A 24,130-nucleotide genomic window follows, 5' to 3' on the forward strand; every position below is an offset into this window, starting at 1 on the left:
ACCGAGACATTGGCATTGGTGCAGTTCTTGAGATGGTAGTCCAAGAGTTTGCTGAGGCTGTCCCAGTCAAGACGCCCTTGTGCATCCATGGTAGTGACCAGTGCCACCATACTGCCCGCAATCATGAAACCGCTCCTGCCGGAAAAAGAGAGCGGTAATGGTACTGGCGCCAAGATGCTTGCACAAGCGAAGTACTGCGCCGCCATTCCCCTTGGCGTCGGTTTTCGCTACCCTTCAGACTTTGATCGGTACAGATCCGCTTGTACGCCGGGTTCCAGCCTCCCCTTTCGGCCTCCCAGGCCCCGTTCCAGTGTCGCTGCTGCACGCTCCGCCTTTATTGGAGCGAATTGCGAGCCACGGCCCGGGGCTTTCTGAACGGGCACGCGCAGACTCATCCCGACGGCCAACGCCCATCGACCTACCGACCGCTCATCGCTTTAGGAATGCTGCATGTCCACCCCCACAGTTCGCGAACAATTCCTTGTCATCAGTGCCCTTGGCGCCAACCCCATGGAGCTGACTAACGTCCTGTGCCGCGCCAGCCATGAAAATCGCTGCGCCGTCGTCACCTCCCGCCTGACTCGCCATGGCGAATGCAGCGCCCTGGTGCTGGAAGTCTCCGGCAGCTGGGACGCGTTGGCCCGCCTCGAAGGCAGCCTGTCGGGCCTGGCCAAGCGTCACGCCTTTACCGTCAACGTGGTGCGCAGCGCGGCGCTGGAAAACCGCCCGCAGGCCTTGCCATATGTGGCTTATGTCAGTTCGGCGTATCGCCCGGACATCATCAATGAGCTGTGCCAGTTCTTCATGGATCACAACGTCGAGCTGGAAAACCTGACCTGCGATACCTATCAGGCACCACAGACCGGCGGCACCATGCTCAACGCCACGTTCACCGTGACGCTGCCGGCCGGCACCCAGATCAGCTGGCTGCGCGACCAGTTCCTGGATTTCGCCGACGCAATGAACCTGGATGCCCTGATCGAGCCTTGGCGCCCACAAAACCCAATGTAAGGAAGCTTTCATGGCCGTTGTCATCGACCAACCGGTTGCGGATTTCGAAGCACCTGCCACCAGCGGGCAGACCGTCAGCCTGTCCGCCCTGAAGGGCAAGCAAGTGGTGATCTATTTCTACCCGAAGGACAGCACCCCGGGTTGCACCACCGAAGGTCAGGGTTTTCGTGATCAATACGCGGCGTTTCAGGCTGCCAACACGGAAATCTTCGGCATTTCACGCGATAGCCTGAAATCCCATGAGAATTTCAAGTGCAAGCAGGAGTTTCCGTTCGAGCTGATCAGCGACAAGGACGAAGCCGTCTGCCAGCTGTTCGACGTGATCAAGTTGAAGAAGCTGTACGGCAAGGAATACCTGGGCGTTGATCGCAGCACGTTCCTGATCGACAAGAACGGTGTACTGCGTCAGGAATGGCGCGGCGTGAAAGTGCCGGGGCATGTGGATGCGGTGCTGGCTGCTGCTCAGGCCCTGAATAAAGCCTGATATTTCTACGTCGTTTTCACTGACGCCTTCGCGAGCAAGCCCGCTCCCACATTTGGAATGCATTTCAAATGTGGGAGCGGGCTTGCTCGCGAAGGGGCCATAAGCCTCAGCGAATAATTCGGTTCTAAAGCAATGGAGCCACCACCGGCTCCTTGCGCGGCCACGCATCCAGCACTGCCTTGAACAGCGTCGCCAGCGGGATCGCGAAGAACACTCCCCAGAATCCCCACAGCCCGCCAAACAACAGCACCGCGCAGATGATCGCTACCGGGTGCAGGTTGACCGCCTCGGAAAACAGCAACGGCACCAGCACGTTGCCATCCAGGGTCTGAATGATCCCGTAGACCGCCATCAGATAGATGAACTGATCGCTCCAGCCCCACTGGAACAACGCAATCAGCAGCACCGGCACGGTCACCACTACCGCGCCGACATACGGCACCACCACCGACACCCCGACCAGCAACGCCAGCAGCGCCGCATAGTTGAGCCCAAGCGCGACGAAGGCGATGTAGGTCACACCGCCACAGATCACGATCTCGATGACCTTGCCGCGAATGTAGTTGGCGATCTGCCGGTTCATTTCCTGCGCCACGCGGGTGATCAGCGCACGCTCACGGGGCAGATAACCGCGCACCCATTCGCCGATCATGGCCCGATCCTTGAGGAAGAAAAACACCAGGATCGGCACCAGCACCAGATAGATCATGATGTTGACCAGCAACGGCAGACTCGACAGCGAGAAGGTCAGCGCCCATTGGCCAAACTTGCCGATTTCGCCACGCGCCGCTTCGATGGCCTGCAGCACCTGCTCATCGGAGACCAGATGCGGATAGCGCTCCGGCAGCAGCAACAGCAGCGACTGCCACTTGGCGAGCATGCCCGGCAGCTCGTTGAACAGCGTGATCAACTGATGCCACAGCAGCGGCAAGACCACCACGATGAACACCAGCAACACGCCCATGAACAGCGCAAACACCAGACCCACCGCCGCCGCACCAGGCACGCGCATACGCTCAAGGGCGAGCACCAGTCCCTGCATCAGATACGCCAGCACCATCCCGGCCAATACCGGCGCGAGCATGCCGCCGAGGGTCAGTACCGCGGTGAAGGCAAGAAACAGCAGCACTGCCAGCACCACTGCCTCTTCGTCGGAGAAGTAGCGCTGAATCCAGTCGCGTAACACTTTGAACATCAATAATCCTTAGGTCTTTTTACGCTGTCGGTTTCAGGCTTTTTTCAACCAGTAACGGTAGACGCCCGCTTCGTCTTCTTCGCGCAGCAGCGTATGACCGGCCAGACGGGCAAAGGTGCGGAAGTCGCGCTGCGAGCCCGCATCCGTGGCGATCACCTTGAGCACGGCGCCTCTGGGGAGTTTGTTGAGTTCCATTTTGGCCTTGAGCAACGGCAACGGGCAATTCAGGCCACTGGCGTCCAATTCACAGTCATGGGCTACAGCGTCAGTCATTGCGTCACTCCGGTTCAGGTGGTTGAGGCGCCTAGAATATCTGGTCGCAAGCCCGGTGTCCGGCTACAGTAAGGTCTTTGTCTTCTAAGGCTTTGTGCATGACATTTCTGCGCCCTACCCTGCTGACGCTCGCTTGCCTGCTCGCCTCACCGGGCTTTGCCGACGATCTGCCGTCACTTGGCGACGCCAGTTCTGCCATTGTCTCGCCGCAACAGGAATACCAGCTGGGCCGCGCCTGGCTGGCGATGTTGCGCAGTCAGGTTGCACAACTCAACGACCCGCAGCTCAAGGACTACGTCGAGTCCAGCGTCTACAAGCTGGTGGAAACCAGCCAGGTGACCGACCGGCGCCTGGAATTCATCCTGATCAACAGCCCGCAACTCAACGCCTTCGCGGCGCCGGGTGGTGTGGTCGGGGTCAACGGCGGGCTGTTCCTCAACGCGCAGACCGAAGGTGAATACGCCTCGGTGCTGGCCCACGAACTGGCTCACTTGTCTCAACGCCACTTCGCGCGCGGGGTAGAAGCTTCGCAGCGCATGCAGGTGCCGATGATGGCCGCGCTGCTGGCGGGGATCGTGATTGCCGCCGCCGGGGGCGGTGATGCCGGGATCGCGACCATCGCCGGTACACAGGCCGCAGCCATTCAGTCGCAACGCACCTTCTCGCGCCAGAACGAGCAAGAAGCCGACCGCATCGGCATCCTCAACCTGGAAAAGGCCGGATACGACCCGCGTTCGATGCCGACCATGTTCGAACGACTGATGCGCCAGTATCGGTTCGATGCCAAGCCCCCAGAATTTCTGCTGACTCACCCGGTGACCGAATCGCGTATCGCCGACACCCGCAACCGTGCCGAACAAGCGCCAGCGGGCGGCATTGAAGACAGCATGCGCTATCAGCTGATTCGTGCCCGCGTGCAACTGATCTATGAGGAAACCCCAGGATTGGGCGCCAAGCGTTTCCGCGCGCAACTGGACGAAAACCCGAAGAACGATGTGGCGCGCTACGGCTTGGCCATCGCCCAGATCAAGGGTGGTCAGCTCAATGAAGCGCGGGAGAACCTCAAACAACTGCTGGCCAAGTCGCCGAACGAGATCATCTACAACCTTGCGCAGATCGACCTGGACATCACCAACAGTCGCCTGCCGGATGCGCAAACCCGGGTTGACCGGATGCTCACGCAGTATCCGGCCAACTACCCGTTGAATCAGGTGCGGGTCGATCTGCTGCTGAAACAGAATCGCACCGCCGATGCGGAAAAAGCGCTCGAAGGCCTGCTCAAATCCCGCCCGAACGATCCGGATGTCTGGTATCAGGTCGCCGAAACCCGTGGCCTCTCAGGGAACATCATTGGTCTGCATCAGGCCCGCGCCGAATACTTCGCGCTGGTGGGCGACTATCGTCAGGCGATCCAGCAGCTCGACTTTGCCAAGCGCAAGGCTGGCAGCAACTTCCCGCTGTCCTCGCGGATTGACGCGCGCCAGCGTGAGCTGATGGAGCAGGAGCGCATGATCAAGGACATGATGGGCTGAGTTTTCATCAGCGACATAAAAGTTTCAGGCATAAAAAAACCGCCTCTTTCGAGGCGGTTTTTATTTCACCGCAACCGGGTTATTCAGCCAGTTTGAAGGTGATGAAGCTCGCCCGGCCTTGACGCAGAACGCGCATCGACACCGAACGATTCTTCGGCAGTGCCTTGGCGATCTCGGCGAACTCCTTGGTGGAGCCGATGGCCTGGTTGTTCAGGTGCGTGATCACGTCACCCGGCTGCAGACCGATCAGGGCCGCAGGACCGTCCTGAACTTCCTTGATCACCACCCCACCCTTGAGGTCGTAGGTTTTTTTCTGTTCGGCAGTCAGCTCGACCACCGACACACCGAGGCGGTTGCTGCTGCTTTCCGCACCGGATTTCGGCAGTGCTGCCAGCTCTTTGTCTTCGTCCGGAATCGCGCCGACGGTCAGTTCGACATTCTTGCGCTTGCCGTCACGAATCACTTCGAGGTTGGCCTTGGCGCCCGCTTTCAGCGCACCCACCAGATGTGGCAGGTCGGCGGACATGACGATCGGCTGACCGTTCATGCTCAGAATCACGTCGCCCACTTGCAGGCCGCCCTTGGCTGCCGGACCGTCATCCTGAATCTGCGCAACCAGCGCCCCGGCCGGCTTATCGAGACCGAACGACTCGGCCAGATCCTTGTTCACTTCCTGGATGACCACACCCAGCCAGCCGCGGCTGACCTTGCCACCGCTTTTCAGCTGATTGGAAACGTCCATGGCCACGTCGATCGGGATGGCGAACGAGACGCCCATGAAGCCACCGGAACGGGTGTAGATCTGCGAGTTGATCCCGACCACTTCACCGTTCAGGTTGAAAAGCGGACCACCGGAGTTACCCGGGTTGATCGGCACGTCGGTCTGGATGAACGGCACGTAGTTTTCGTTCGGCAGGCTACGGCCAACGGCGCTGACGATGCCCTGAGTCACGGTGTGGTCAAAGCCGAACGGCGAACCGATCGCCACAACCCACTGACCCGCCTTCAGGTCCTGGGACTTGCCGAGCTTGAGCACCGGCAGATCCTTGCCATCGATTTTCAGCAGGGCCACATCGGAACGTGGATCAGTGCCGATCAGCTTGGCCTTCATTTCACTGCGATCCGCCAGACGCACGAGGATTTCGTCGGCATCGGCAATCACATGGTTGTTGGTCAGGATGTAGCCATCAGAGGAAATGATGAAACCCGAACCCAGCGATTGCGCCTCGCGCTGGCGATCACCGCGTGGCGAACGCTGCTGAGGCGGCATGCCACGCTCGAAGAACTCGCGCAACATCGGCGGCAAGCCTTCCAGATCAGGCATCTGCTGGTTCACTTTGCGATCCGGCAGCTTCTGCGTGGTACTGATGTTCACCACCGCAGGCGAGGCCTGTTCAACCAGCTGGGTGAAGTCCGGCAGGTCGGCCGCCTGAGCAGCGGGAACCGCCTGACCCAGCACCAGCACGGTGGCGAAAATGGAGAGATAAGACTTCAAGCTAAGTATCGACATACAGCTCCCGTTACGACGAGCAGGGTTAAGCGATATGGAGCAAGGAACACCGGGAACCGCGGGCCGGCATTTTTGTTCCGGGAACAACAGACAAGGCCAGAGCCGTGAGGCTCTGACCTATAAAAAACTTTTGGGTGATTTGCAAATGAAAATGCTGAGCAAACATTTCATCTACGTCTCGACAAAGAAGTGGAAATGACTGAAATCAGCTCACTGCTTGCTGGTTGCAGCGCCATCGTTACGCATCGACAAAGCAATCCTTTCGGCGGTGCCGATTGGAATCTCGCCGACCACCGTCACCATCATCTCGCCTTCAGGCGTGGTCAGGCGACGGGAAACAGCGACCGTCGGCCCCAACTGCGTGCGGGTATCGGTGACTGTTGCACCGTTCAACGGCTCCAGAAACACCGAGAAACGCGCAAGCCCGTCGTCATACATCAGGCTGCTGACCTGAGTCTTGGTTTCCGGGTCTTTGTGCGAGGTGCTGCTGGTCAATTCGAAGCCTGGCGGCAGCCAGTCTGAATGCCAGACCTGAGCCGTCTTGACGGCTGAAGCCTTGTCACTGTCGAGGGTGATGGCCTTGCATTCGCTACCCGCCTGCAAGTCTTTGTCTGACGGGACATCAGCGGTATCAAGGCTGGTGAACTGGAAGCGCTCGAGCAACTGGCCCTTGTCATTGAGCAACAGCGACTTGAGTGGCAATCCGGTCTGTTTGTCCAGGTGCAACTCGAAACCATAGCGATGCTGGTCACGAGGCGTGAGCGATACGATGACCGCATCACGCCCGGCCACGCGCGACTTGCCGATAACAGCAAGGTCATACCAGTTTTTCAGCTTTTGGGGATCAAGCGAACGAGCGGTAGAGCCGGAAGAATCTCCCAGCCCCGCAACCAGGGTGCCGCTGACGCATTGAGTATGTCCATCAATGCGCACGACTTCCTGTGCCGAGCCGTCGAGCTGAATCAAGCGCTCGCGGACCTGACCATTCTGGACACGATGCCAGATATTGTGGGTAGAAAAACTACCATTACGCTCGTAAACGAAAGTACCTTGGAAGCTTTGCTGCTGCTCGGCTTGGCCCAGACGGGTCAACCAGTCCTGGGCCTCGTCGGCATGGGCTGGAACAATGAACCAGCCACTAAGCAGAAGCGAAAGTAGAGGTATGGCGCGCATGATCCTCCTTAACGGTTTTCCATGCTTGCCGCACGCGCATAAGGCAGAGCGCTTTCAGTACCTTTCAGTGCAGCCTGCTGAGCATGCTGACGCAGATAGCCTGGCAAACGCTGATCGTGCCAGCCTGGCTGACCTTGCAGTACGCCATTGGCCATCGGACCGGTCGCTTCCGAGCTTTCCTTGTAGCCTGCCAGAACAGCCGGGCCTTTGACCTGCGGCGCAACCAGCGAAGGCTGGTTCGACTGCTGGGCCAACTCGACACCAGCGATCTCGTCCTGGTTGTACAGGCGCACACCGGCCAAGACTGCAACGGTCACCGATGCCGCAACGGCCAGACGACCGAGATTGCGCCAAGGGCCACGGGATACTTTGGCTGGAGCCGTTTCGTCTTCCAGCGCAGCAGATACTGCCGCAGCAATGTCCAGACGCGGAAGCAGCAGATCCTTGTGCATGGCTGCCCGAGCGATCTGATAACGAGCCCAGGTCTCACGGGTTTCAACATCGTCAAGTGCATTGATCACTCGACGCAATTCCAGTTCGTCCGCTTCGTTATCCATCACTGCGGACAGCGATTCCTGCAGGGCTTCACGACTCATGGCGTTCCTCTCTTGGCTGTCGCCGCTGTCTCAGTTTTCCTGCAACAACGGCTGCAGGGCTTTATCGATGGCCTCCCGAGCGCGGAAAATCCGGGAGCGCACGGTACCCACCGGACACTGCATGACGCTCGCAATGTCCTCGTAACTCAGACCATCGAATTCACGTAAAGTTAAAGCCGTACGTAAATCCTCTGGCAGTTGCTGAATGGTTCGATGGACGGTGCCTTCGATCTCATCCCGCAGCAATGCGCGTTCCGGTGACTCGAGATCCTTGAGGCCGTGATCGCCGTCGTAGAACTCCGCGTCTTCAGAACTTACATCGCTATCCGGCGGCCGGCGGCCGCGTGAAACCAGATAGTTTTTTGCCGTGTTGATGGCAATGCGGTAAAGCCACGTATAGAACGCGCTGTCCCCGCGAAAGTTTCCTAGCGCTCGGTAGGCCTTGATAAAGGCTTCCTGAGCCACATCCTGGGCTTCATGGGTGTCGTGCACGAAACGCACGATCAACCCGAGAATTTTGTGCTGATATTTCAGCACCAGCAGATCGAAAGCTCGCTTGTCGCCACGCTGAACGCGCTCGACCAGCTGCTGATCCTCTTCCTGGGTTAGCATGAACACTCCTCGATAAGCATGGAGGAGGCTTGCATAACTAAACGACCAGACTTGCAAACATAGACTCGGGCTTTTCGCAAAAGTTCTCCCCCTCCAGGCAAGTTTCCTGCGAGCTCTGATTTGGCACGCACGAAAAACGCAGCGCGGTGTGAACCGGCTGCGCGAATAATCTTGTCATCGGTTCGCCGGCAAAAACCCAAACGCAGGTTCTGCATTGAAGCCGACACTGTCCCGTGCTTCTGGCAACTGACTATTGATCTTGGGCCTCTGGCAAAAGTTCCAATTATTTATAGCCGTGCTGAAGCGACATTGAGCGACCGAGTGCTGAAAAAGCCTGTTTCATCTTCGATACAGTCGCCTTTTCCCAAAACGACGGAAAAAAACCTCCGACGAAACGTCAAGCTTTTGTCGTCACAGTAGTTTCACAATGCCATACGAGCCCGGCTATTGTGCCGCTCCACCCCTCTATATACTAGTGGGCTGTGTGGCTGTCTTGACTCGCCGATCCAGCTGTCTTGCGCCAACCCCGATCCGGGTCGCTTTGAGCGGAATCCTGAAATGAGCCAACAGTTTCAACACGATGTTCTGGTCATTGGCAGCGGCGCTGCCGGTTTGAGTCTCGCGCTGACCCTGCCGGGTCATTTGCGCATTGCCGTATTGAGCAAAGGTGATCTGGCCAACGGTTCGACTTACTGGGCCCAGGGCGGTGTCGCTGCCGTGCTGGACGATACCGATACTGTCGAATCCCACGTCGACGACACCCTCAACGCCGGCGGCGGTCTGTGCCATGAAGACGCGGTGCGTTTTACCGTCGAGCACAGCCGCGAAGCCATCCAGTGGCTGATCGACCAGGGCGTGCCTTTCACCCGTGACGAACAGTCCGGGACCGAAGACGGCGGTTTCGAATTCCACCTGACCCGTGAAGGCGGCCACAGCCATCGGCGCATCATCCATGCCGCCGACGCGACCGGCGCAGCGATTTTCACCACCCTCCTCGCCCAGGCCAGAAAACGCAGCAATATCGAGCTGCTGGAACAACGGGTTGCCGTTGATCTGATCACCGAACGCCGGCTGGGCATGGACGGCGAGCGTTGCCTCGGCGCCTATGTGCTGAATCGCGCGACCGGCGAAGTCGACACCTACGGCGCGCGCTTCGTGATCCTCGCGTCCGGCGGCGCCGCCAAGGTCTACCTCTATACCAGCAACCCCGACGGTGCCTGCGGTGATGGCATCGCCATGGCCTGGCGTTCGGGCTGCCGAGTGGCGAATCTGGAATTCAACCAGTTCCACCCCACATGCCTCTATCACCCGCAAGCCAAGAGCTTCCTGATCACAGAAGCACTACGTGGCGAAGGCGCGCACCTGAAACTGCCCAACGGCGAGCGGTTCATGCTGCGCTTCGACCCACGCGCCGAACTGGCACCACGGGACATCGTCGCCCGGGCCATCGACCATGAAATGAAGCGCCTGGGCGTCGACTGCGTCTATCTCGACATCAGCCACAAGCCTGAAGCCTTCATCAAAAGCCACTTCCCGACCGTTTACGAGCGTTGCCTGGGCTTCGGCATCGACATCACCAAACAGCCGATCCCGGTCGTACCGGCGGCGCACTACACCTGTGGTGGGGTGATGGTCGACCAGCACGGTCGCACCGACGTGCCGGGTCTGTACGCCATCGGCGAAACCAGCTTCACCGGCCTGCACGGCGCCAACCGTATGGCCAGCAACTCGCTGCTTGAGTGCTTCGTCTATGCCCGCTCGGCGGCAGCGGACATTCTGGCGCAACTGGATGACGTCACCGCGCCAACCGCCCTGCCCGAGTGGGACGCCAGCCAGGTGACCGATTCCGACGAAGACGTGATCATCGCCCACAACTGGGACGAACTGCGCCGCTTCATGTGGGACTACGTCGGCATCGTACGCACCAACAAGCGCCTGCAACGGGCGCAACACCGCGTGCGTCTGTTGCTGGACGAGATCGACGAGTTCTACAGCAACTATAAAGTCAGCCGCGACCTGATCGAGCTGCGCAATCTGGCACAAGTTGCTGAACTGATGATCTGCTCAGCCATGGAGCGCAAGGAAAGTCGCGGTCTGCATTACACCCTCGACTACCCGAACCTGCTGCCCGAGGCGCTCGACACTATTCTGGTGCCGCCCACCTACGCCGGCTGAACTTGAGCCGCACTCGCAGGCGTCGGTGCACATCCGCGGCCTGCGAGTCTCGCGGTACACAGATCGAGCGCACCCGCCGCTCGCCGCGCAAACGAAAGCGCAGCACCACGATCAACGGCAACGCCAGGCTGTCGGGGCGCAGCTGTACGGCTTGCCAGCCGCGCGCCTGATTCCACAACTGCCAGCCATCGGCGTCGCGGCGCAATCCGCAAAAAGCCTGCGGGTGATTCAGCAGAATCTGCCGTGGCAACACCCACGCAGCGTGCAGCAGACAGGCGAAAACCCCGAGCAGACTGGCCCAGAGTGGAATCGACAGGAGAAACAACACACCCAGCGCGAACGCCTGGGCCAACAGATAAGCCGCCAGCAACTGCCGTGAGGCATGCCAGCGGCATTCGAACGTATTACTTGGGCTGAACACGGTCCAGGATCATCCGGACCATGCGCTGCAGCTCAGGGTCTTCGGACTCGCTGCGCTCCATGAACCAGCCGAACATGTCCTGATCCTCACAGGTCAGCAGACGCACATACAAGTCGCGATCGACCTGATTGAGGTGCGGATAGACCTCTTTCACGAACGGCACCAGCAGCACGTCAAGTTCCAGCATGCCGCGGCGGCTGTGCCAGAAGAGGCGATTGAGTTCAACTTGTTCGACCATGGAGCCCTCCTCAAATAGACGCGCAGTATACAGCCCCGGCGCGGGTCGCACAGTCGGCTTTGGTCGGGCACCACCGATCCTTTATCAACTACCCATTTCAACAACGCCCCCTTATGATGTGCCCCAGACTTTTTACCCTGCGATGACCCATGGCCGATTCTGCTTTTTTCTGCACCCTGTCTCATGAAGGCGTACTCGCGGTTCGCGGCGTGGATGCCGGCAAATTCCTGCAAGGCCAATTGACCTGCAACATCAATTACCTCAGCGACAGCCAGGCCAGCCTGGGCGCGCGCTGCACGCAAAAAGGCCGGATGCAGTCGAGCTTCCGCATTCTGCTCGAAGGTGACGGCGTGCTGCTGGCAATGGCTAGCGAACTGCTGGAGCCACAACTGGCGGACCTGAAAAAGTACGCGGTGTTCTCTAAATCCAGATTGACCGACGAAAGCGCCGCCTGGGTGCGTTTTGGCCTGGAGCACGGCGACCAGGCGCTGGCCAGCCTGGGTCTGGACCTGCCGAGCGAGACCGACAGCGTGGTGCGTAACGCAGACCTGATCGCGATTCGCGTTTCGCCGGATCGCGCCGAACTCTGGGCACCAGTTGATCAAGCCGATGGCATCAAGGCCAAACTGGCCGCCGCCCTGCCCGAAGGCGAGCTGAACCAATGGCTGCTGGGACAGATTCGCGCCGGTATCGGTCAGGTCATGCCGAGCACCCGCGAGCTGTTCATCCCGCAGATGCTCAACCTGCAGGCCGTCGGTGGCGTGAGCTTCAAGAAAGGTTGCTACACCGGCCAGGAAATCGTCGCGCGCATGCAGTACCTGGGCAAGCTCAAGCGTCGTCTCTATCGCGTGCAACTGGACGCGGCCGAACTACCGGAACCGGGCACCCCGTTGTTCGCCCCCAGCCACAACAGCGCCATCGGCGAAGTGGTGATTGCTGCCCGCGCCGCAGAAAAAATTGAACTGCTGGCGGTGTTGCAGGCCGAAGCTGCCGAAGCGGGTGATCTGCACCTGGGCGCCCTCGAAGGGCCAGCCCTGCATTTGCTCGACCTGCCCTACGAACTGGATCGCGACCGCGAAATCCAGCGCTGATCGCAGCTTTTGATGCAACACCCTAGAGAATCTACATGAGCGAGCTGGCGGATAAGGTCCAACAGGATTTGGTTGAGGCCATCGATAACGATGACCTGGTTCTGCCAACATTACCGGAAGTGGCCCTGCAAATTCGCAAGGCCGCCGAAGACCCGGAGATCAGCGTCAGCGATCTGAGCAAAGTGATTGGCCGCGACACGGCGCTGTCGGCGCGCCTGATCAAAGTGGTCAACAGCCCGCTACTGCGCGCGACCCAGGAAGTTACCGACCTACACACCGCGATCACCCGGCTGGGGGTGAATTACAGCAGCAACCTGGCGATCGGTCTGGTGATGGAACAGATTTTCCACGCCCGCTCCGAAGTGGTCGAACAGAAGATGCGCGAAGTCTGGCGCAAGAGTCTGGAAATCGCTGGTGTCAGCTATGCCTTGTGCCGCCGTCACACTCAGCTCAAACCCGATCAGGCGGCATTGGGCGGGCTGGTGCATCAGATCGGCGTGCTGCCGATCCTGACCTACGCCGAAGATCATTACGAACTGCTGGCGGATCCGGTCAGCCTCAACCATGTGATCGACCACATTCATCCGCTGCTGGGCGACAAGCTGCTGCGGGTCTGGGAATTTCCCGAGCAGCTGGTGGCGTTGCCGGGGCTGTACCTGAATTTCAAACGCGACTCGGCGCACATCGATTACGTCGATCTGGTGCAAGTGGCGAGCCTGTATTGCCACAAGGACAGCGAGCATCCGATTGCACGGATTGATCCGCTGAGTGTGCCGGCGTTCAGGAAGCTTGGCATCGACCCGGAGAACAAGGCGCTGTGCGCGGATCTGGAAGAATCGCGGACGATGTTTTACTGACCTGTGGCGAGGGAGCTTGCTCCCGCTGGGCTGCGAAGCGGCCCCAACACCAGGTGACCTACCTTCAACAGGCAAACCGTGCACTCAGGGATCACGACTGCTGCGCAGCCGAGCGGGAGCAAGCTCCCTCGCCACAAAAGCCATCTCGGCTGCTATCCGGCAATAAAACTCACCCGAACCTTCAAACCGGCCTGTTCGCCATCATGCAAGGTAATCTGCGCCAGATGCGCCCGGCAGATCTCACCGACAATCGCCAGCCCCAACCCTGAACCCGCGACCTGCTGATTGCGCCGGTAGAAACGCTCAAACACCCGATCACGCTCCTCCAGCGGAATCCCCGGCCCGTCATCTTCAACCTCAAGCACCGCCGGCGCCGCGACCCGCAGAATCACGTTGCCGCCCGGTGGCGTATGCGCCAAAGCGTTGTCCACCAGATTGCTCAGCAGCTCATTGAGCAACGTCGGCTCACCGCGCAGCCACACCGGCTCATCCGCCTCCAGCGCCAGCGCCACCCCGCGAGCATGTGCCAACGGCGCCATGGCCATGCCCAGCTCGCGGGCCAGCTGACTCAGATCGAGTAACTGCGCGCCGCCCTCGGCAATCGCCCGGGCACCGTTTTCCACCCGCGCCAGCGACAGCAATTGATTGGCCAGATGAGTCAGACGATCGGTGCTCTGCGCCGAAGACTCCAGGGTCTCGCGCCAGGTTTGTGGCTCAGCCGAACGCAGCCCCAGCTCCAGCCGCGCCTTCAGCGCCGCCAGCGGCGTACGCAGTTCGTGTGCGGCATCAGCGATGAACTGCGCCTGTCGCTCGAACTGCCCGCGCAAGCGTTCGGTGAAGTGATTGAGCGCGCGTACCAGCGGCCACAATTCGTGCTGCACTTCCACCAGCGGCAGCGGCCGCAAATCATCCGGCTGACGCTCCTCCACCGCCGTGCGCAAACGCTCCAGCGGGCGCAGCGCGGCACTCACCGCAAACCACACCAGCAACAACGCACCGATGGCGAGCATGCCCAGACGCAGCAGCGTATCGGCGGCCAGACTGCGCGCCATGCTGACCCGCGCCTCGTCGGTTTCGGCGACACGGATTTCCGCCATGCCGTTCATGTTCGGCTCGGTCACCGCTTTGAGCAGGCTGACCACACGCACGTTCTGCCCGCGATAGGTCGCGTTATAGAACCGCGCCAACGCCGGATAGCTGTCGGTTCGAGGGGTGCCGGGTGGCGGCCCGGGAAGGTTTTCGTAACCGGAAATCAGCTTTTGATGGATGTCGTTGACCTGGTAATAGATCCGCCCGGCGCTGTCGTAGGCGAAGGTGTCGAGGGCCACGTAAGGCACATCGGCACTGAGGGTGCCGTCGCGTTGCGAGAGGCCGGCGGCGATGGTCCGCGCCGAGGCCAACAGGGTTCGGTCGTAGGCCGTGTCGGCGGCTTCGCGCCCGTTCCAGTAAGCGCTCAAACCACTGGCGAGCATCAACACCACCAGCAACAACGCGAGGTTCCACAGCAACCGCCAGCGCAGGCTGCTGGGCTTATGCATCGCGGCTTTCCAGCAGGTAACCGAGGCCACGGAAGGTCACGATCGCCACCGGTTGGCCGTCAAGTTTCTTGCGCAGGCGATGCACGTAGATTTCGATCGCGTCGGGGCTGGCTTCTTCGTCGAGCCCGAACACTTGCGCAGCCAGTTGCTCCTTGCTCATCACCCGTCCCGGGCGGGCGATCAACGCCTCGAGCACCGCCTGTTCGCGAGAGGTCAACGTGAGCAGTTCTTCGCCGAGGCTGAAGCGCCGGGTGTCGAGATCGTAGGCCAGCACGCCGCAGCGCTGCTGACGCTCGCCACCGAGCACACTGCGCCGCAGCAGGGCTTTGACCCGCGCTTCGAGTTCGGTCAGTTCGAACGGTTTGGCCAGGTAATCGTCGGCGCCGAGATTCAAGCCGTGGACCCGGTCCTTCACATCGCTGCGCGCCGTCAGCATCAACACCGGCAGATTCTTGCCACGTGCGCGCAGGCGCGCCAGCACCTCGAAACCGTCCATGCGCGGCAGGCCGACATCGAGAATCGCCATTGCGTATTCCTCGCTGCCCAGCGCCAGATCGGCGGCCACGCCATCGTGCAACACGTCCACGGTCAGACCGGTGCTCTTGAGCGCCTGGGCGACGCTTTCGGCCAGTTGCAAATGGTCTTCGACGAGCAGAACACGCATGGATCTCTACCTCATTCAGGGATGGCCGACGCCACTCTTTGCCGCGGAGTTTACAGCCGCAACCGGCGCTGTGAAGCCCGAAAACCGCGAAATCCGGCTGAAAGGTTAGCGAAAGGTTGGGTGGTTAGAGTCCGGTCACGGACAGTTTCGACTGCCGTCGCTGCTGCCACACAGCGTTACGCAAAACGCCTCGAAGCGTTTTCGACCAATAAGAACAATAAACGGAGTACACCCGCATGCCGTCCTTGCAGACCAAGGCTCTTACGCCTGTTCGTCCATCTCGTTTGCGCCACGCCACCCTCGCCAGCACTGCTGCCCTCGCCGGTTTTTCGCCGCTGAGCTACGCCGATTTCATCGAAGACAGTTCCGCCACCTTCGAAACCCGCAACATGTACTTCAACCGTGACTTTCGCGACGGCACCAGCGCCCAGCAAAGCAAGCGTGATGAATGGGCGCAGGGTTTCATGCTCAACCTGCAATCGGGTTACACCGACGGCACCGTGGGGTTCGGTGTCGATGCGCTGGGCATGCTCGGGGTCAAACTTGATTCGAGCCCGGATCGCACCGGCACCGGCCTGTTGCCGACCCACGATGACGGGCGTGCGGCTGACGAATACTCGAAAGTCGGCCTGACCGGCAAAGTGAAAATCTCCGCCACCGAACTGAAAATCGGCAGCCTGATTCCGGAACTGCCGATTCTCAAACCGAACGACGGACGCATCCTGCCGCAGACCTTTGAAGGCGGTCTGCTGACCTCCAAAGAGATCAAGAATCTGACCTTCACCGGTGGGCGTCTGGAGAAAGCCAAGGATCGCGACAGCACCGATTTCGAAGACATCGCCCTCAACAACAAGAACAGCCGTTTCGCCGGCACCGTGGCCGGCAAGCATTTCGATTTTGCCGGCGTGGACTACAAGTTCACCGACAAGATCACCGGCAGCTACCACTTCGCCCAACTCGATGAAGTCTACAACCAGCACTTCTTCGGTATGGTCGCCTCGCGGCCGATGGGTCCGGGCACGTTCGCCACCGACCTGCGCTTTGCGGTCAGTGACGATCAGGGCGCGGCCCGTGGTGGCGAGATCGACAACCGCTCGCTCAACGGTCTGATCAGCTATGCGCTGAGCGGCCACAAGTTCACTGCCGGTTATCAGCACATGTCCGGCGACAGCGCATTCCCGTATGTCGATGGCAGCGACCCGTATCTGGTCAACTTCGTGCAGATCAACGACTTCGCCGGGGCTGAAGAACGCTCATGGCAAGCGCGTTACGACTTCGACTTCGCGCGCCTCGGCATCCCCGGCCTGTCGTTCATGAGCCGTTACCTCAGCGGTGACAACATCAGACTCAAGAACGGCGACGAAGGCAAAGAGTGGGAGCGCAACACCGAGATCAAATATGTAGTACAAAGCGGCGCGCTGAAGGATGTCGCCGTGCGTCTGCGCAATGCCACTTACCGTTCCAACTACTCCGCCCGCGATGCCGATGAAGTGCGGCTGCTGGTGAGCTATAGCGTTGCCCTTTGGTAATTGATTGAAATGCCGGAGTTGAAGATCAAAAGATCGCAGCCTTCGGCAGCTCCTACAGAAACTCATACAACAAGAAACCGTGGAGAAACCAATGAATTTGTCACTGCGTAAAGTTGCTCTGGCCGCTGGCGTCATGCTGTTCGCCGGCCAACTGATGGCCGAACCGAAACGCCCGGAATGCATCGCCCCTGCCTCCCCCGGCGGTGGTTTTGACCTGACCTGCAAACTGGCGCAGAGCGCGCTGGTCAACGAAAAGCTGCTGACCAAACCGATGCGCGTGACCTACATGCCCGGCGGTGTCGGCGCGGTGGCCTATAACGCGGTCGTGGCTCAGCGTCCGGCCGACGCCGGCACGCTGGTAGCGTGGTCCAGCGGTTCGTTGCTGAACTTGGCGCAAGGCAAGTTCGGTCGTTTCGACGAGACCAACGTGCGCTGGCTGGCCGCCGTCGGCACCAGCTACGGCGCCATCGCGGTGAAAAGCGATTCGCCCTACAAGACCCTCGACGATCTCGTCAAAGCCCTGAAGAAAGATCCGAGTTCCGTGGTCATCGGTTCCGGCGGCACCGTCGGCAGCCAGGACTGGATGCAAACCGCGCTGATCGCCAAGGCTGCCGGGATCAACCCGCGTGACCTGCGTTACGTCGCCCTCGAAGGCGGCGGCGAAATCGCCACTGCACTGCTCGGCGGTCACATCCAGGTCGGCAGCACGGACATTTCCGACTCCATGCCGCACATCCAGAGTGGCGACATGCGTCTGCTCGCGGTGTTCGCTGAAAAACGCCTCGACGAGCCGGAAATGAAAGACATCCCGACCGCTCGCGAGCAAGGCTACGACATCGTCTGGCCGGTGGTGCGCGGCTTCTACCTCGGGCCCAAAGTCAGCGACGAGGACTACGCGTGGTGGAAAGACGCCTTCGATAAACTGCTGGCCTCCGATGAGTTCGCCAAGCTGCGCGATCAGCGTGAACTGTTTCCGTTCGCCATGACCGGCCCGGAGCTGGACACCTACGTGAAGAAACAGGTGGCGGACTACAAAGTGCTGGCCAAAGAGTTCGGCCTGATCCAGTGATCGTCTCTGTCTAGCGGCTGCGGCCTCGCGCATCGAGGCCACGGCACAGGAGTTTCCCATGCTCTTACAACGCATTTTCGCCTCGGTGCTATTGCTGGCCTGCGTCGGCCTGGCCCTGATGGCGTGGCCGTATCAAGCAGCTTTTTCTTATGAACCAGTCGGCCCGCGTGCCTTTCCCCTGCTGATGCTCGGCCTGATGGGCGTGGCGCTGCTGTACATGGTTTTCCGCCCGGCGCCGATCAAACACAGCGAAGACGAGCCACCGCTGGATCGCCAAACCCTGACCAAAATCGGCATTTGCGTGGTCCTGCTGCTGGTGTTCGCCGGCCTGTTCGAACCGCTGGGCTTCATCCTCAGCAGCATCCTGATTGGCATCCCGATGGCACGCCTGTACGGCGGTCGCTGGCTGCCCAGCATCGTGGTGACAACGCTGATGGCCATCGGTCTGTACCTGCTGTTCGACCGTCTGATGGACGTGCCGCTGCCTTTGGGCCTGCTCGACGTTCTGGAGAACTGATATGGATACTCTCGGTTATTTGGGTCAGGGCTTCGGCGTTGCGCTGAGTCCGTACAACCTGGTCACGGCCCTGACCGGCACGCTGATCGGCACCGTGGTCGGGCTGTTGCCGGGCCTGGGTCCGATCAATGGCGTAGCCCTGCTGATCCCGATCGCGTTCGCCCTCGGCCTGCCGCCAGAGTCGGCGCTGATTCTGCTGGCGGCGGTGTATCTGGGCTGTGAATACGGCGGGCGGATCAGTTCGATCCTGCTGAACATTCCGGGCGAAGCCTCGACCGTGATGACCACTCTTGATGGTTATCCGATGGCGCGTCAGGGCCTGGCCGGTGTGGCGCTGTCGCTGTCGGCATGGAGTTCGTTCATCGGTGCGTTCATCGCCACTTGCGGCATGGTGCTGTTCGCCCCGTTGCTGGCGAAATGGGCGATTGCGTTCGGCCCGGCGGAATACTTCGTGTTGATGGTGTTCGCGATTGTCTGCCTCGGCGGCATGGCCGGCGATCGACCGCTGAAGACCTTTATTGCGGCGCTGATCGGGCTGTTCCTGTCGACCGTCGGCATCGACGCCAACAGCGGCGTGTACCGCTTCACCGGCGACAACATTCACCTGACCGACGGCATCCAGTTCGTGGTGTTGGTGCTGGGGCTGTTCTCGGTCAGTGAAATCCTCCTGCTGCTGGAAAAAACCCATCGCGGTCAGGAAGCGGTGAAGGCCACCGGGCGCATGATGTTCAACTTCAAGGAAGCGGCGTCGGTGTTCGTGGTGAACATCCGTTGCGGCTTGCTGGGTTTCATCATGGGCGTGTTGCCGGGTGCCGGCGCGACGCTGGCCAGTGCCGTGGCCTACATGACCGAAAAACGTATCGCCGGTACTGGCGGTAAATTCGGTCAGGGTGACGCCCGTGGCCTCGCCGCTCCGGAAACCGCGATCGGCGCTTCAGCCTGTGGCGCGCTGGTGCCGATGCTCACCCTCGGCGTACCCGGTTCCGGCACTACCGCAGTGATGATCGGCGCACTGTCGCTGTACAACATCACCCCGGGGCCGCTGTTGTTCCAACAACAACCGGACATCGTCTGGGGCCTGATCGCTTCGCTGTTCATCGCCAACATCATGCTGGTGATCCTCAACATCCCGATGATCCGCATCTTCACCCGCATCCTTGCCGTGCCGAACTGGGCACTGGTGCCGGTGATCGCGATCATCACCGGGATCGGCGTGTACGCGGTGCATGCGACCACCTTCGACCTGTTCCTGATGGTCGGCATCGGTATCTTCGGTTACATCCTGCGCAAGCTGGATTTCCCGCTGTCGCCGGTGCTGCTCGGGTTCATTCTCGGTGGGTTGATGGAGCAGAACCTGCGTCGCGCGTTGTCGATCTCCAACGGTGCGCTGGAAATCCTCTGGTCGAGCCCGATCACCTTCGGCGTCTGGGTCCTGACCGCGATCATGTTGCTGATGCCGCTGCTGCGCATCTGGCGCAAACGCTCGGCAGCGCAACGCGCCATCGCTGATGTCTGATCGCTCCTCCCTCAGAAGCTGGTGGGCCACCCCGCTGGTCGGTCTGCTTGGCGGTTTCATCGCCAGCCAGATCGGCTGGCCACTGCCGTGGATGGTCGGCTCGTTACTGGCGATCATCCTGGTGCGCTGCCTGACCCCGTGGCAACTCACGGAAATCCCCGGCGGGCGCAAATGCGGCCAATGGATCGTCGGCATCGGCATCGGCCTGCACTTCACCCCGGTGGTGATGGAGCAGGTGCTGAGTCATTTCGGTTTGATCTTCTTCGGTGCACTGGTCACCAGCTTGTCGGCGGTGGTTGGCGTGTGGTTGATGCGCCGCACCGGCGAAGACCGCGCCACGGCATTCTTCTCGAGCATGCCCGGCGGCTCCGGGGAGATGGTCAACCTCGGCGCGCGCAATGGCGCGCTGCTCAGCCATGTCGCGGCGGGACAGAGTCTGCGGGTGCTGGTGGTGGTGCTGTGCGTGCCGGCCGCGTTCAAATATCTGCTGGGCGACGGCACGCCGATTTCTCACGCCGGCAACGTCGATTGGCGCTGGCTGGCGATTCTGTTTCCTGCGGGTGCCCTGCTCGCCTGGCTCTGGCAGCGTTTGCGTCAACCCAATCCCTGGCTGTTCGGACCGTTGTTGGTCAGTGCCACGGTGAGCATTGCCTGGGATTTGCACATCGGCCTGCCGGATGGTGGTAGCCAGATCGGTCAGTGGCTGATCGGCAGCGGCCTGGGCTGTCACTTCAATCGACAGTTCTTCCGCCGCGCGCCGTCATTCATGGGCCGCACATTGATCGGCACGGCACTGACCATGTTGATCGCGACGTTGGCGGCTTTGGGTTTGAGTGCACTGACCCATCTGGATCTGCGTTCGCTGACGCTGGGCATGATGCCCGGAGGGATCGCCGAAATGAGCCTGACGGCGGAGACCCTGCAGCTGTCGGTGCCGCTGGTGACGGCGATGCAGGTGATGCGGCTGTTGTTTGTACTGTTTCTGGCGGAGCCGTTGTTCAAATATTGGAACCGTAATCCCGAGTAACACCGAGTCACTGTGGCGAGGGAGCTTGCTCCCGCTGGGCTGCGCAGCAGACCCGACATCCTTGAACCGGGTGCTTCTGGCACACCGAAATCGCAGGTTTTGCGGCTGCTGCGCAACCGAGCGGGAGCAAGCTCCCTCGCCACAGATTTACTCAGCCGATCAGACCGGCGGCAGACGCCACTCGATCGGCGCCTCAGCATTCTGCTCGAGAAACTTGTTGGTCCGGCTAAAGTGCCCGCAACCGAGGAACCCTCGATAAGCCGACAGCGGCGACGGATGCACCGAGGTCAGCACCAAATGCTTGGTCGCATCAATCAGCTTCTGCTTGCTCTGCGCATGCGCGCCCCACAGCATGAACACCAGATGTGGCTGGCGTTCACTGACCAGTTCAATGATCCGGTCGGTGAAAAATTGCCAGCCCTTATCCTTGTGCGCGTTGGCATTGGCGCGCTCGACGGTCATGGTGGTGTTGAGCATCAGCACGCCCTGATCGGCCCAGCTTTGCAGGTAGCCGTGGTTGGGGATGTCGATATTCAGGTCGCGCTTCAACTCTTTGTAGATGTTGACCAACGACGGCGGAGCCGGCACGCCCGGTTGCACCGAGAAGCACAAACCATGGGCCTGGCCCGGGCCGTGGTACGGGTCCTGACCGAGGATAACCACTTTGACTTTATCCAGCGGCGTCGAATTCAGCGCGTTGAAAATCAGCGGTCCCGGCGGATAGATCTCCTTGCCGGCCGCCCGCTCCTGCTGCAGAAAAGTGCGCAACTCTGCCATGTAAGGCTGGTCGAATTCAGCACGCAGTGCCTCCTTCCAGCTCGGTTCGAGTTTGATACGGTCGTCAGCAGTCATGGTCATACCCGGCAAAAACAATGGGGCGAACCCTAGGAAAGCCGACCACGCTTGTCAATTGATCTGACGCAGATCCGGCACTTTCCCACACAGCGATCATACTGAACGCTCAATTTCCCGATCGAGGTCACGATGAATCTGCACTTCGAAGAACTCACCGGCACCGACGGCGCCCGCATAGGGATCGCCAGCCTGGATGCTGAAAAGTCGCTCAACGCGCTGTCCTTGCCGATGATCAACGCCCTGAGCGACAAACTGAATGCCTGGGCCAAGGATCCACAAATCGTCTGCGTGCTGCTGCGCGGCAACGGTGCCAAAGCGTTCTGTGCCGGCGGCGAAGTGCGCAGTCTGGTGGAAGCCTGCCGCGCCCACCCCGGTGAAGTCCCGCCACTGGCCGCGCAGTTTTTCGCCGCCGAATATCGCCTGGACTACAGCCTGCACACCTACCCCAAACCGCTGATCTGCTGGGGCCACGGTTACGTGCTCGGCGGCGGCATGGGCCTGTTGCAAGGCGCGAGCACGCGGATCGTCACACCGAGCAGTCGCCTGGCGATGCCGGAGATCACCATTGGGCTGTATCCGGACGTCGGCGCCAGTTGGTTTCTCTCGCGGTTACCGGGCAAGCTCGGCTTGTTCCTCGGTCTGACCGGTGCGCACATCAATGGTCGCGATGCGATTGATCTGGATCTGGCCGACCGCTTCCTGCTCGACGAACAGCAACCGCAGCTGATCGAAGGCCTGCTGCAGCTCAACTGGCAGGAGCAGACCGACATGCAGCTCAACAGTCTGCTCAAGGCCCTGCAACAGGAAGCCGTGGAGCAGATGCCCGAGGCGCAGTGGTTGCCGCGCCGCCAGCAGATCGACGAACTGCTCGACGTCAGCGACGTCACCTGCGCCTGGAAAGCCATCAGCCTGCAACGTGACAGCAGTGATCCGCTGATCGCCCGCGCTGCGAAAACCATGAGCGAAGGCTCACCGCTGACTGCGTATCTGGTCTGGGAACAGATCCTTCGCGCCCGCTACCTGTCGCTGGCTGAAGTGTTTCAGATGGAATACACCTTGAGCCTCAATTGCTGCCGGCACCCGGAATTCAGCGAAGGGGTTCGGGCGCGGCTGATCGACAAGGATCAGAAACCGCACTGGCATTGGCCGGATATCAACAAGGTCCCGGATGCAGTGGTCGAGGCGCATTTTCACAAGGTCTGGGAAGGTCGGCATCCGTTGGCGGATCTCACGGTTTACTGATTGCCCGGCAAATCGCAGGCACAAAAAAGCGGCGCTCAATGCGCCGCTTTTTTGTTCGCGGATGGTTACCAGCGACCGCCTCGCCCGCCGTGGTCACCGCGGTTACCGTGATGATCTCGGCCGCCACGGTCACGGTCCCAACCACCGCCGCGGTGGCCGTCCCAGCGCCCGCGATCATTGTCGTGCCAGCGACGGCTCTCGTAGTAGCGCGGCGCTGGCTGGTAGTAGCGCGGCGCCGAGTAATAACGCGGAGCCGGTTGGTAGTAACGCGGGGCCGCCTGGTAATAGCGCGGGGCCGAATAATAGGTGCTGCCACCGCTGTAATACGTGCCGCCAGTGTTGTAGTACGCGGGAGCGGGTGAAGTGTAGACCTCCGAGCTGTAATAACTGTCTGCGTAGGAGTAGGGAGCGCAACCGGCAACGGAAAACATCATCGCAGCAAGTAGAAGAATTCGTCGATACATGGCGGCCTCCTGGACCGCGGGTAGCCGCACCAGCGACGCTGGCAGGCATCAGTCGTTTATTCGGTGACTGACGAAATATCTGACAGCGTTTTCGGAATCTGGTGCGCTTCCGTAACAAGTTGAAACATGTGATTGATGAAATCCTGTTCATTTGCAAAACACTGTCATTCAGCCGCCGCTCAGTGGTGTCCACCGTGATAGCCGCCGCCGTGGTAACCGCGTCCATAACCACCGCGATAGCCGTAACCACCGTAATAGTAACGGGCGCCGCCGTAGTAGCGCGGACCGTAATATCCGCCGTAGTAATAAGGTGAGTAGTAGCCTGGATAGTAGTAGGGAGCGGCGTAGTAAACATCGGCGGGCGGCCCGTAGTAATAACATCCGGACAGCCCAAGCCCGAGCACTGCACCGAGCAACACTCGACGAAACAGTTTCTGAACACGCATGACGGCCTCCTGAAAGACCCACGACCGCAGCAGGACAGCGCAGCCGACACAGTTTTGACTGTCAGGCCCGGGGCAAGTGCCGGACTCGGCCAAGC

26 protein-coding genes are annotated in these 24,130 nt (G+C 60.5%); 12 read left to right on the plus strand and 14 right to left on the minus strand.

What is annotated here, in order from left to right:
* Positions 1 to 125 (minus strand): dihydrodipicolinate synthase family protein (locus ACIOUG_RS05080; RefSeq protein ID WP_401063270.1); only part of this gene is annotated, 125 nt, incomplete at its 3' end.
* A 325-nt stretch (positions 126 to 450) separates the two neighbouring features.
* Between ACIOUG_RS05080 and ACIOUG_RS05085 the strand changes: the two genes are divergently transcribed.
* Together ACIOUG_RS05085 and ACIOUG_RS05090 are read left to right on the plus strand one after the other, a co-directional pair.
* Positions 451 to 1,011 (plus strand): glycine cleavage system protein R, encoded by a 561-nt coding sequence (locus tag ACIOUG_RS05085; RefSeq protein ID WP_401063009.1) that lies wholly within the window; start codon positions 451 to 453, stop codon positions 1,009 to 1,011.
* Between the two features lie 10 nt (positions 1,012 to 1,021).
* Positions 1,022 to 1,495: a peroxiredoxin gene (locus tag ACIOUG_RS05090; protein ID WP_003222570.1), complete on the plus strand. Its 474-nt coding sequence runs from the start codon at positions 1,022 to 1,024 to the stop codon at positions 1,493 to 1,495.
* A gap of 124 nt (positions 1,496 to 1,619) precedes the next feature.
* Here the strand turns inward: ACIOUG_RS05090 and ACIOUG_RS05095 are convergent, their stop codons facing one another.
* Both ACIOUG_RS05095 and ACIOUG_RS05100 read right to left on the minus strand, forming a co-directional pair.
* On the minus strand, positions 1,620 to 2,690 hold the full coding sequence (locus ACIOUG_RS05095; RefSeq protein ID WP_027614463.1) for an AI-2E family transporter: 1,071 nt from the start codon (positions 2,688 to 2,690) through the stop codon (positions 1,620 to 1,622).
* Between the two features lie 33 nt (positions 2,691 to 2,723).
* Complete coding sequence (locus ACIOUG_RS05100; protein ID WP_401063011.1) at positions 2,724 to 2,963, minus strand: sulfurtransferase TusA family protein; 240 nt, start codon at positions 2,961 to 2,963, stop codon at positions 2,724 to 2,726.
* Positions 2,964 to 3,061: 98 nt separating this feature from the next.
* Between ACIOUG_RS05100 and ACIOUG_RS05105 the strand changes: the two genes are divergently transcribed.
* Positions 3,062 to 4,495 (plus strand): M48 family metalloprotease, encoded by a 1,434-nt coding sequence (locus ACIOUG_RS05105; RefSeq protein ID WP_401063012.1) that lies wholly within the window; start codon positions 3,062 to 3,064, stop codon positions 4,493 to 4,495.
* A gap of 79 nt (positions 4,496 to 4,574) precedes the next feature.
* On the opposite strand, the gene ACIOUG_RS05110 is transcribed toward ACIOUG_RS05105, so the two are convergent.
* The 4 genes from ACIOUG_RS05110 to rpoE all read right to left on the minus strand — a co-directional run bounded on the left by ACIOUG_RS05110 (position 4,575) and on the right by rpoE (position 8,386).
* Complete coding sequence (locus ACIOUG_RS05110; RefSeq protein WP_401063014.1) at positions 4,575 to 6,005, minus strand: DegQ family serine endoprotease; 1,431 nt, start codon at positions 6,003 to 6,005, stop codon at positions 4,575 to 4,577.
* A gap of 210 nt (positions 6,006 to 6,215) precedes the next feature.
* Positions 6,216 to 7,178: a MucB/RseB C-terminal domain-containing protein gene (locus ACIOUG_RS05115; protein ID WP_401063016.1), complete on the minus strand. Its 963-nt coding sequence runs from the start codon at positions 7,176 to 7,178 to the stop codon at positions 6,216 to 6,218.
* 8 nt (positions 7,179 to 7,186) lie between these two features.
* The gene (locus ACIOUG_RS05120; protein ID WP_401063018.1) at positions 7,187 to 7,774 is read right to left on the minus strand and encodes a sigma-E factor negative regulatory protein; all 588 of its coding nucleotides are present in this window, start codon (positions 7,772 to 7,774) and stop codon (positions 7,187 to 7,189) included.
* 30 nt (positions 7,775 to 7,804) lie between these two features.
* Positions 7,805 to 8,386: an RNA polymerase sigma factor RpoE gene (rpoE, locus tag ACIOUG_RS05125; protein ID WP_003172477.1), complete on the minus strand. Its 582-nt coding sequence runs from the start codon at positions 8,384 to 8,386 to the stop codon at positions 7,805 to 7,807.
* A 558-nt stretch (positions 8,387 to 8,944) separates the two neighbouring features.
* On the opposite strand from rpoE, the gene nadB reads away from it, so the two are divergent.
* Positions 8,945 to 10,561 carry an L-aspartate oxidase gene (gene nadB / locus ACIOUG_RS05130; RefSeq protein WP_401063020.1) on the plus strand — a complete coding sequence of 539 codons (1,617 nt, stop codon included), beginning with the start codon at positions 8,945 to 8,947 and terminating at the stop codon, positions 10,559 to 10,561.
* Here the strand turns inward: nadB and ACIOUG_RS05135 are convergent.
* Together ACIOUG_RS05135 and ACIOUG_RS05140 are read right to left on the minus strand one after the other, a co-directional pair.
* Positions 10,530 to 10,982, minus strand: a complete 453-nt coding sequence (locus ACIOUG_RS05135; RefSeq protein WP_401063022.1) for a protein YgfX — start codon at positions 10,980 to 10,982, stop codon at positions 10,530 to 10,532. The two genes, nadB and ACIOUG_RS05135, sit on opposite strands and share 32 nt — an antisense overlap.
* Positions 10,966 to 11,220, minus strand: coding sequence for a succinate dehydrogenase assembly factor 2 (locus ACIOUG_RS05140; RefSeq protein ID WP_003222550.1), 255 nt, complete (start codon positions 11,218 to 11,220; stop codon positions 10,966 to 10,968). Before ACIOUG_RS05140 ends, ACIOUG_RS05135 begins: the two co-directional genes overlap by 17 nt.
* A gap of 149 nt (positions 11,221 to 11,369) precedes the next feature.
* Between ACIOUG_RS05140 and ACIOUG_RS05145 the strand changes: the two genes are divergently transcribed.
* Both ACIOUG_RS05145 and ACIOUG_RS05150 read left to right on the plus strand, forming a co-directional pair.
* Entirely contained in the window at positions 11,370 to 12,311 is a 942-nt protein-coding gene (locus ACIOUG_RS05145; protein WP_401063024.1) for a YgfZ/GcvT domain-containing protein, read from the plus strand.
* Between the two features lie 35 nt (positions 12,312 to 12,346).
* Positions 12,347 to 13,168: an HDOD domain-containing protein gene (locus ACIOUG_RS05150; RefSeq protein WP_401063026.1), complete on the plus strand. Its 822-nt coding sequence runs from the start codon at positions 12,347 to 12,349 to the stop codon at positions 13,166 to 13,168.
* Between the two features lie 152 nt (positions 13,169 to 13,320).
* Here ACIOUG_RS05150 and ACIOUG_RS05155 read toward each other — a convergent pair whose 3' ends face one another.
* Positions 13,321 to 14,706, minus strand: coding sequence for a sensor histidine kinase (locus ACIOUG_RS05155; protein WP_401063029.1), 1,386 nt, complete (start codon positions 14,704 to 14,706; stop codon positions 13,321 to 13,323).
* Positions 14,699 to 15,370: a response regulator gene (locus ACIOUG_RS05160; RefSeq protein ID WP_003222545.1), complete on the minus strand. Its 672-nt coding sequence runs from the start codon at positions 15,368 to 15,370 to the stop codon at positions 14,699 to 14,701. The genes ACIOUG_RS05155 and ACIOUG_RS05160 overlap by 8 nt, the downstream gene beginning before the upstream one ends.
* A 236-nt stretch (positions 15,371 to 15,606) precedes the next feature.
* On the opposite strand from ACIOUG_RS05160, the gene ACIOUG_RS05165 reads away from it, so the two are divergent.
* The 5 genes from ACIOUG_RS05165 to ACIOUG_RS05185 all read left to right on the plus strand — a co-directional run bounded on the left by ACIOUG_RS05165 (position 15,607) and on the right by ACIOUG_RS05185 (position 21,028).
* Positions 15,607 to 16,899 (plus strand): OprD family porin, encoded by a 1,293-nt coding sequence (locus tag ACIOUG_RS05165; protein ID WP_401063031.1) that lies wholly within the window; start codon positions 15,607 to 15,609, stop codon positions 16,897 to 16,899.
* Positions 16,900 to 16,990: 91 nt separating this feature from the next.
* On the plus strand, positions 16,991 to 17,968 hold the full coding sequence (locus tag ACIOUG_RS05170; RefSeq protein WP_401063034.1) for a Bug family tripartite tricarboxylate transporter substrate binding protein: 978 nt from the start codon (positions 16,991 to 16,993) through the stop codon (positions 17,966 to 17,968).
* A gap of 58 nt (positions 17,969 to 18,026) precedes the next feature.
* On the plus strand, positions 18,027 to 18,485 hold the full coding sequence (locus ACIOUG_RS05175) for a tripartite tricarboxylate transporter TctB family protein (protein WP_201135575.1): 459 nt from the start codon (positions 18,027 to 18,029) through the stop codon (positions 18,483 to 18,485).
* 1 nt (position 18,486) lies between these two features.
* Positions 18,487 to 20,001: a tripartite tricarboxylate transporter permease gene (locus tag ACIOUG_RS05180; RefSeq protein ID WP_401063037.1), complete on the plus strand. Its 1,515-nt coding sequence runs from the start codon at positions 18,487 to 18,489 to the stop codon at positions 19,999 to 20,001.
* Entirely contained in the window at positions 19,994 to 21,028 is a 1,035-nt protein-coding gene (locus ACIOUG_RS05185; protein ID WP_367083604.1) for an AbrB family transcriptional regulator, read from the plus strand. Before ACIOUG_RS05180 ends, ACIOUG_RS05185 begins: the two co-directional genes overlap by 8 nt.
* A gap of 159 nt (positions 21,029 to 21,187) precedes the next feature.
* Here the strand turns inward: ACIOUG_RS05185 and ung are convergent, their stop codons facing one another.
* Complete coding sequence (gene ung / locus ACIOUG_RS05190; protein ID WP_401063039.1) at positions 21,188 to 21,880, minus strand: uracil-DNA glycosylase; 693 nt, start codon at positions 21,878 to 21,880, stop codon at positions 21,188 to 21,190.
* A 132-nt stretch (positions 21,881 to 22,012) separates the two neighbouring features.
* Here ung and ACIOUG_RS05195 point away from each other — a divergent pair, with 132 nt between their 5' ends.
* Entirely contained in the window at positions 22,013 to 23,125 is a 1,113-nt protein-coding gene (locus ACIOUG_RS05195) for an enoyl-CoA hydratase/isomerase family protein (RefSeq protein WP_401063042.1), read from the plus strand.
* Positions 23,126 to 23,190: 65 nt separating this feature from the next.
* Here ACIOUG_RS05195 and ACIOUG_RS05200 read toward each other — a convergent pair whose 3' ends face one another.
* Together ACIOUG_RS05200 and ACIOUG_RS05205 are read right to left on the minus strand one after the other, a co-directional pair.
* Entirely contained in the window at positions 23,191 to 23,589 is a 399-nt protein-coding gene (locus ACIOUG_RS05200) for a hypothetical protein (protein ID WP_007963255.1), read from the minus strand.
* A gap of 179 nt (positions 23,590 to 23,768) precedes the next feature.
* On the minus strand, positions 23,769 to 24,035 hold the full coding sequence (locus ACIOUG_RS05205; RefSeq protein WP_003222522.1) for a hypothetical protein: 267 nt from the start codon (positions 24,033 to 24,035) through the stop codon (positions 23,769 to 23,771).
* Between the last annotated feature and the right edge of the window lie 95 nt (positions 24,036 to 24,130).

The sequence above is a fragment of the Pseudomonas sp. NPDC087803 genome, from assembly GCF_044742995.1.
In the GTDB taxonomy this organism is placed as follows: domain Bacteria; phylum Pseudomonadota; class Gammaproteobacteria; order Pseudomonadales; family Pseudomonadaceae; genus Aquipseudomonas.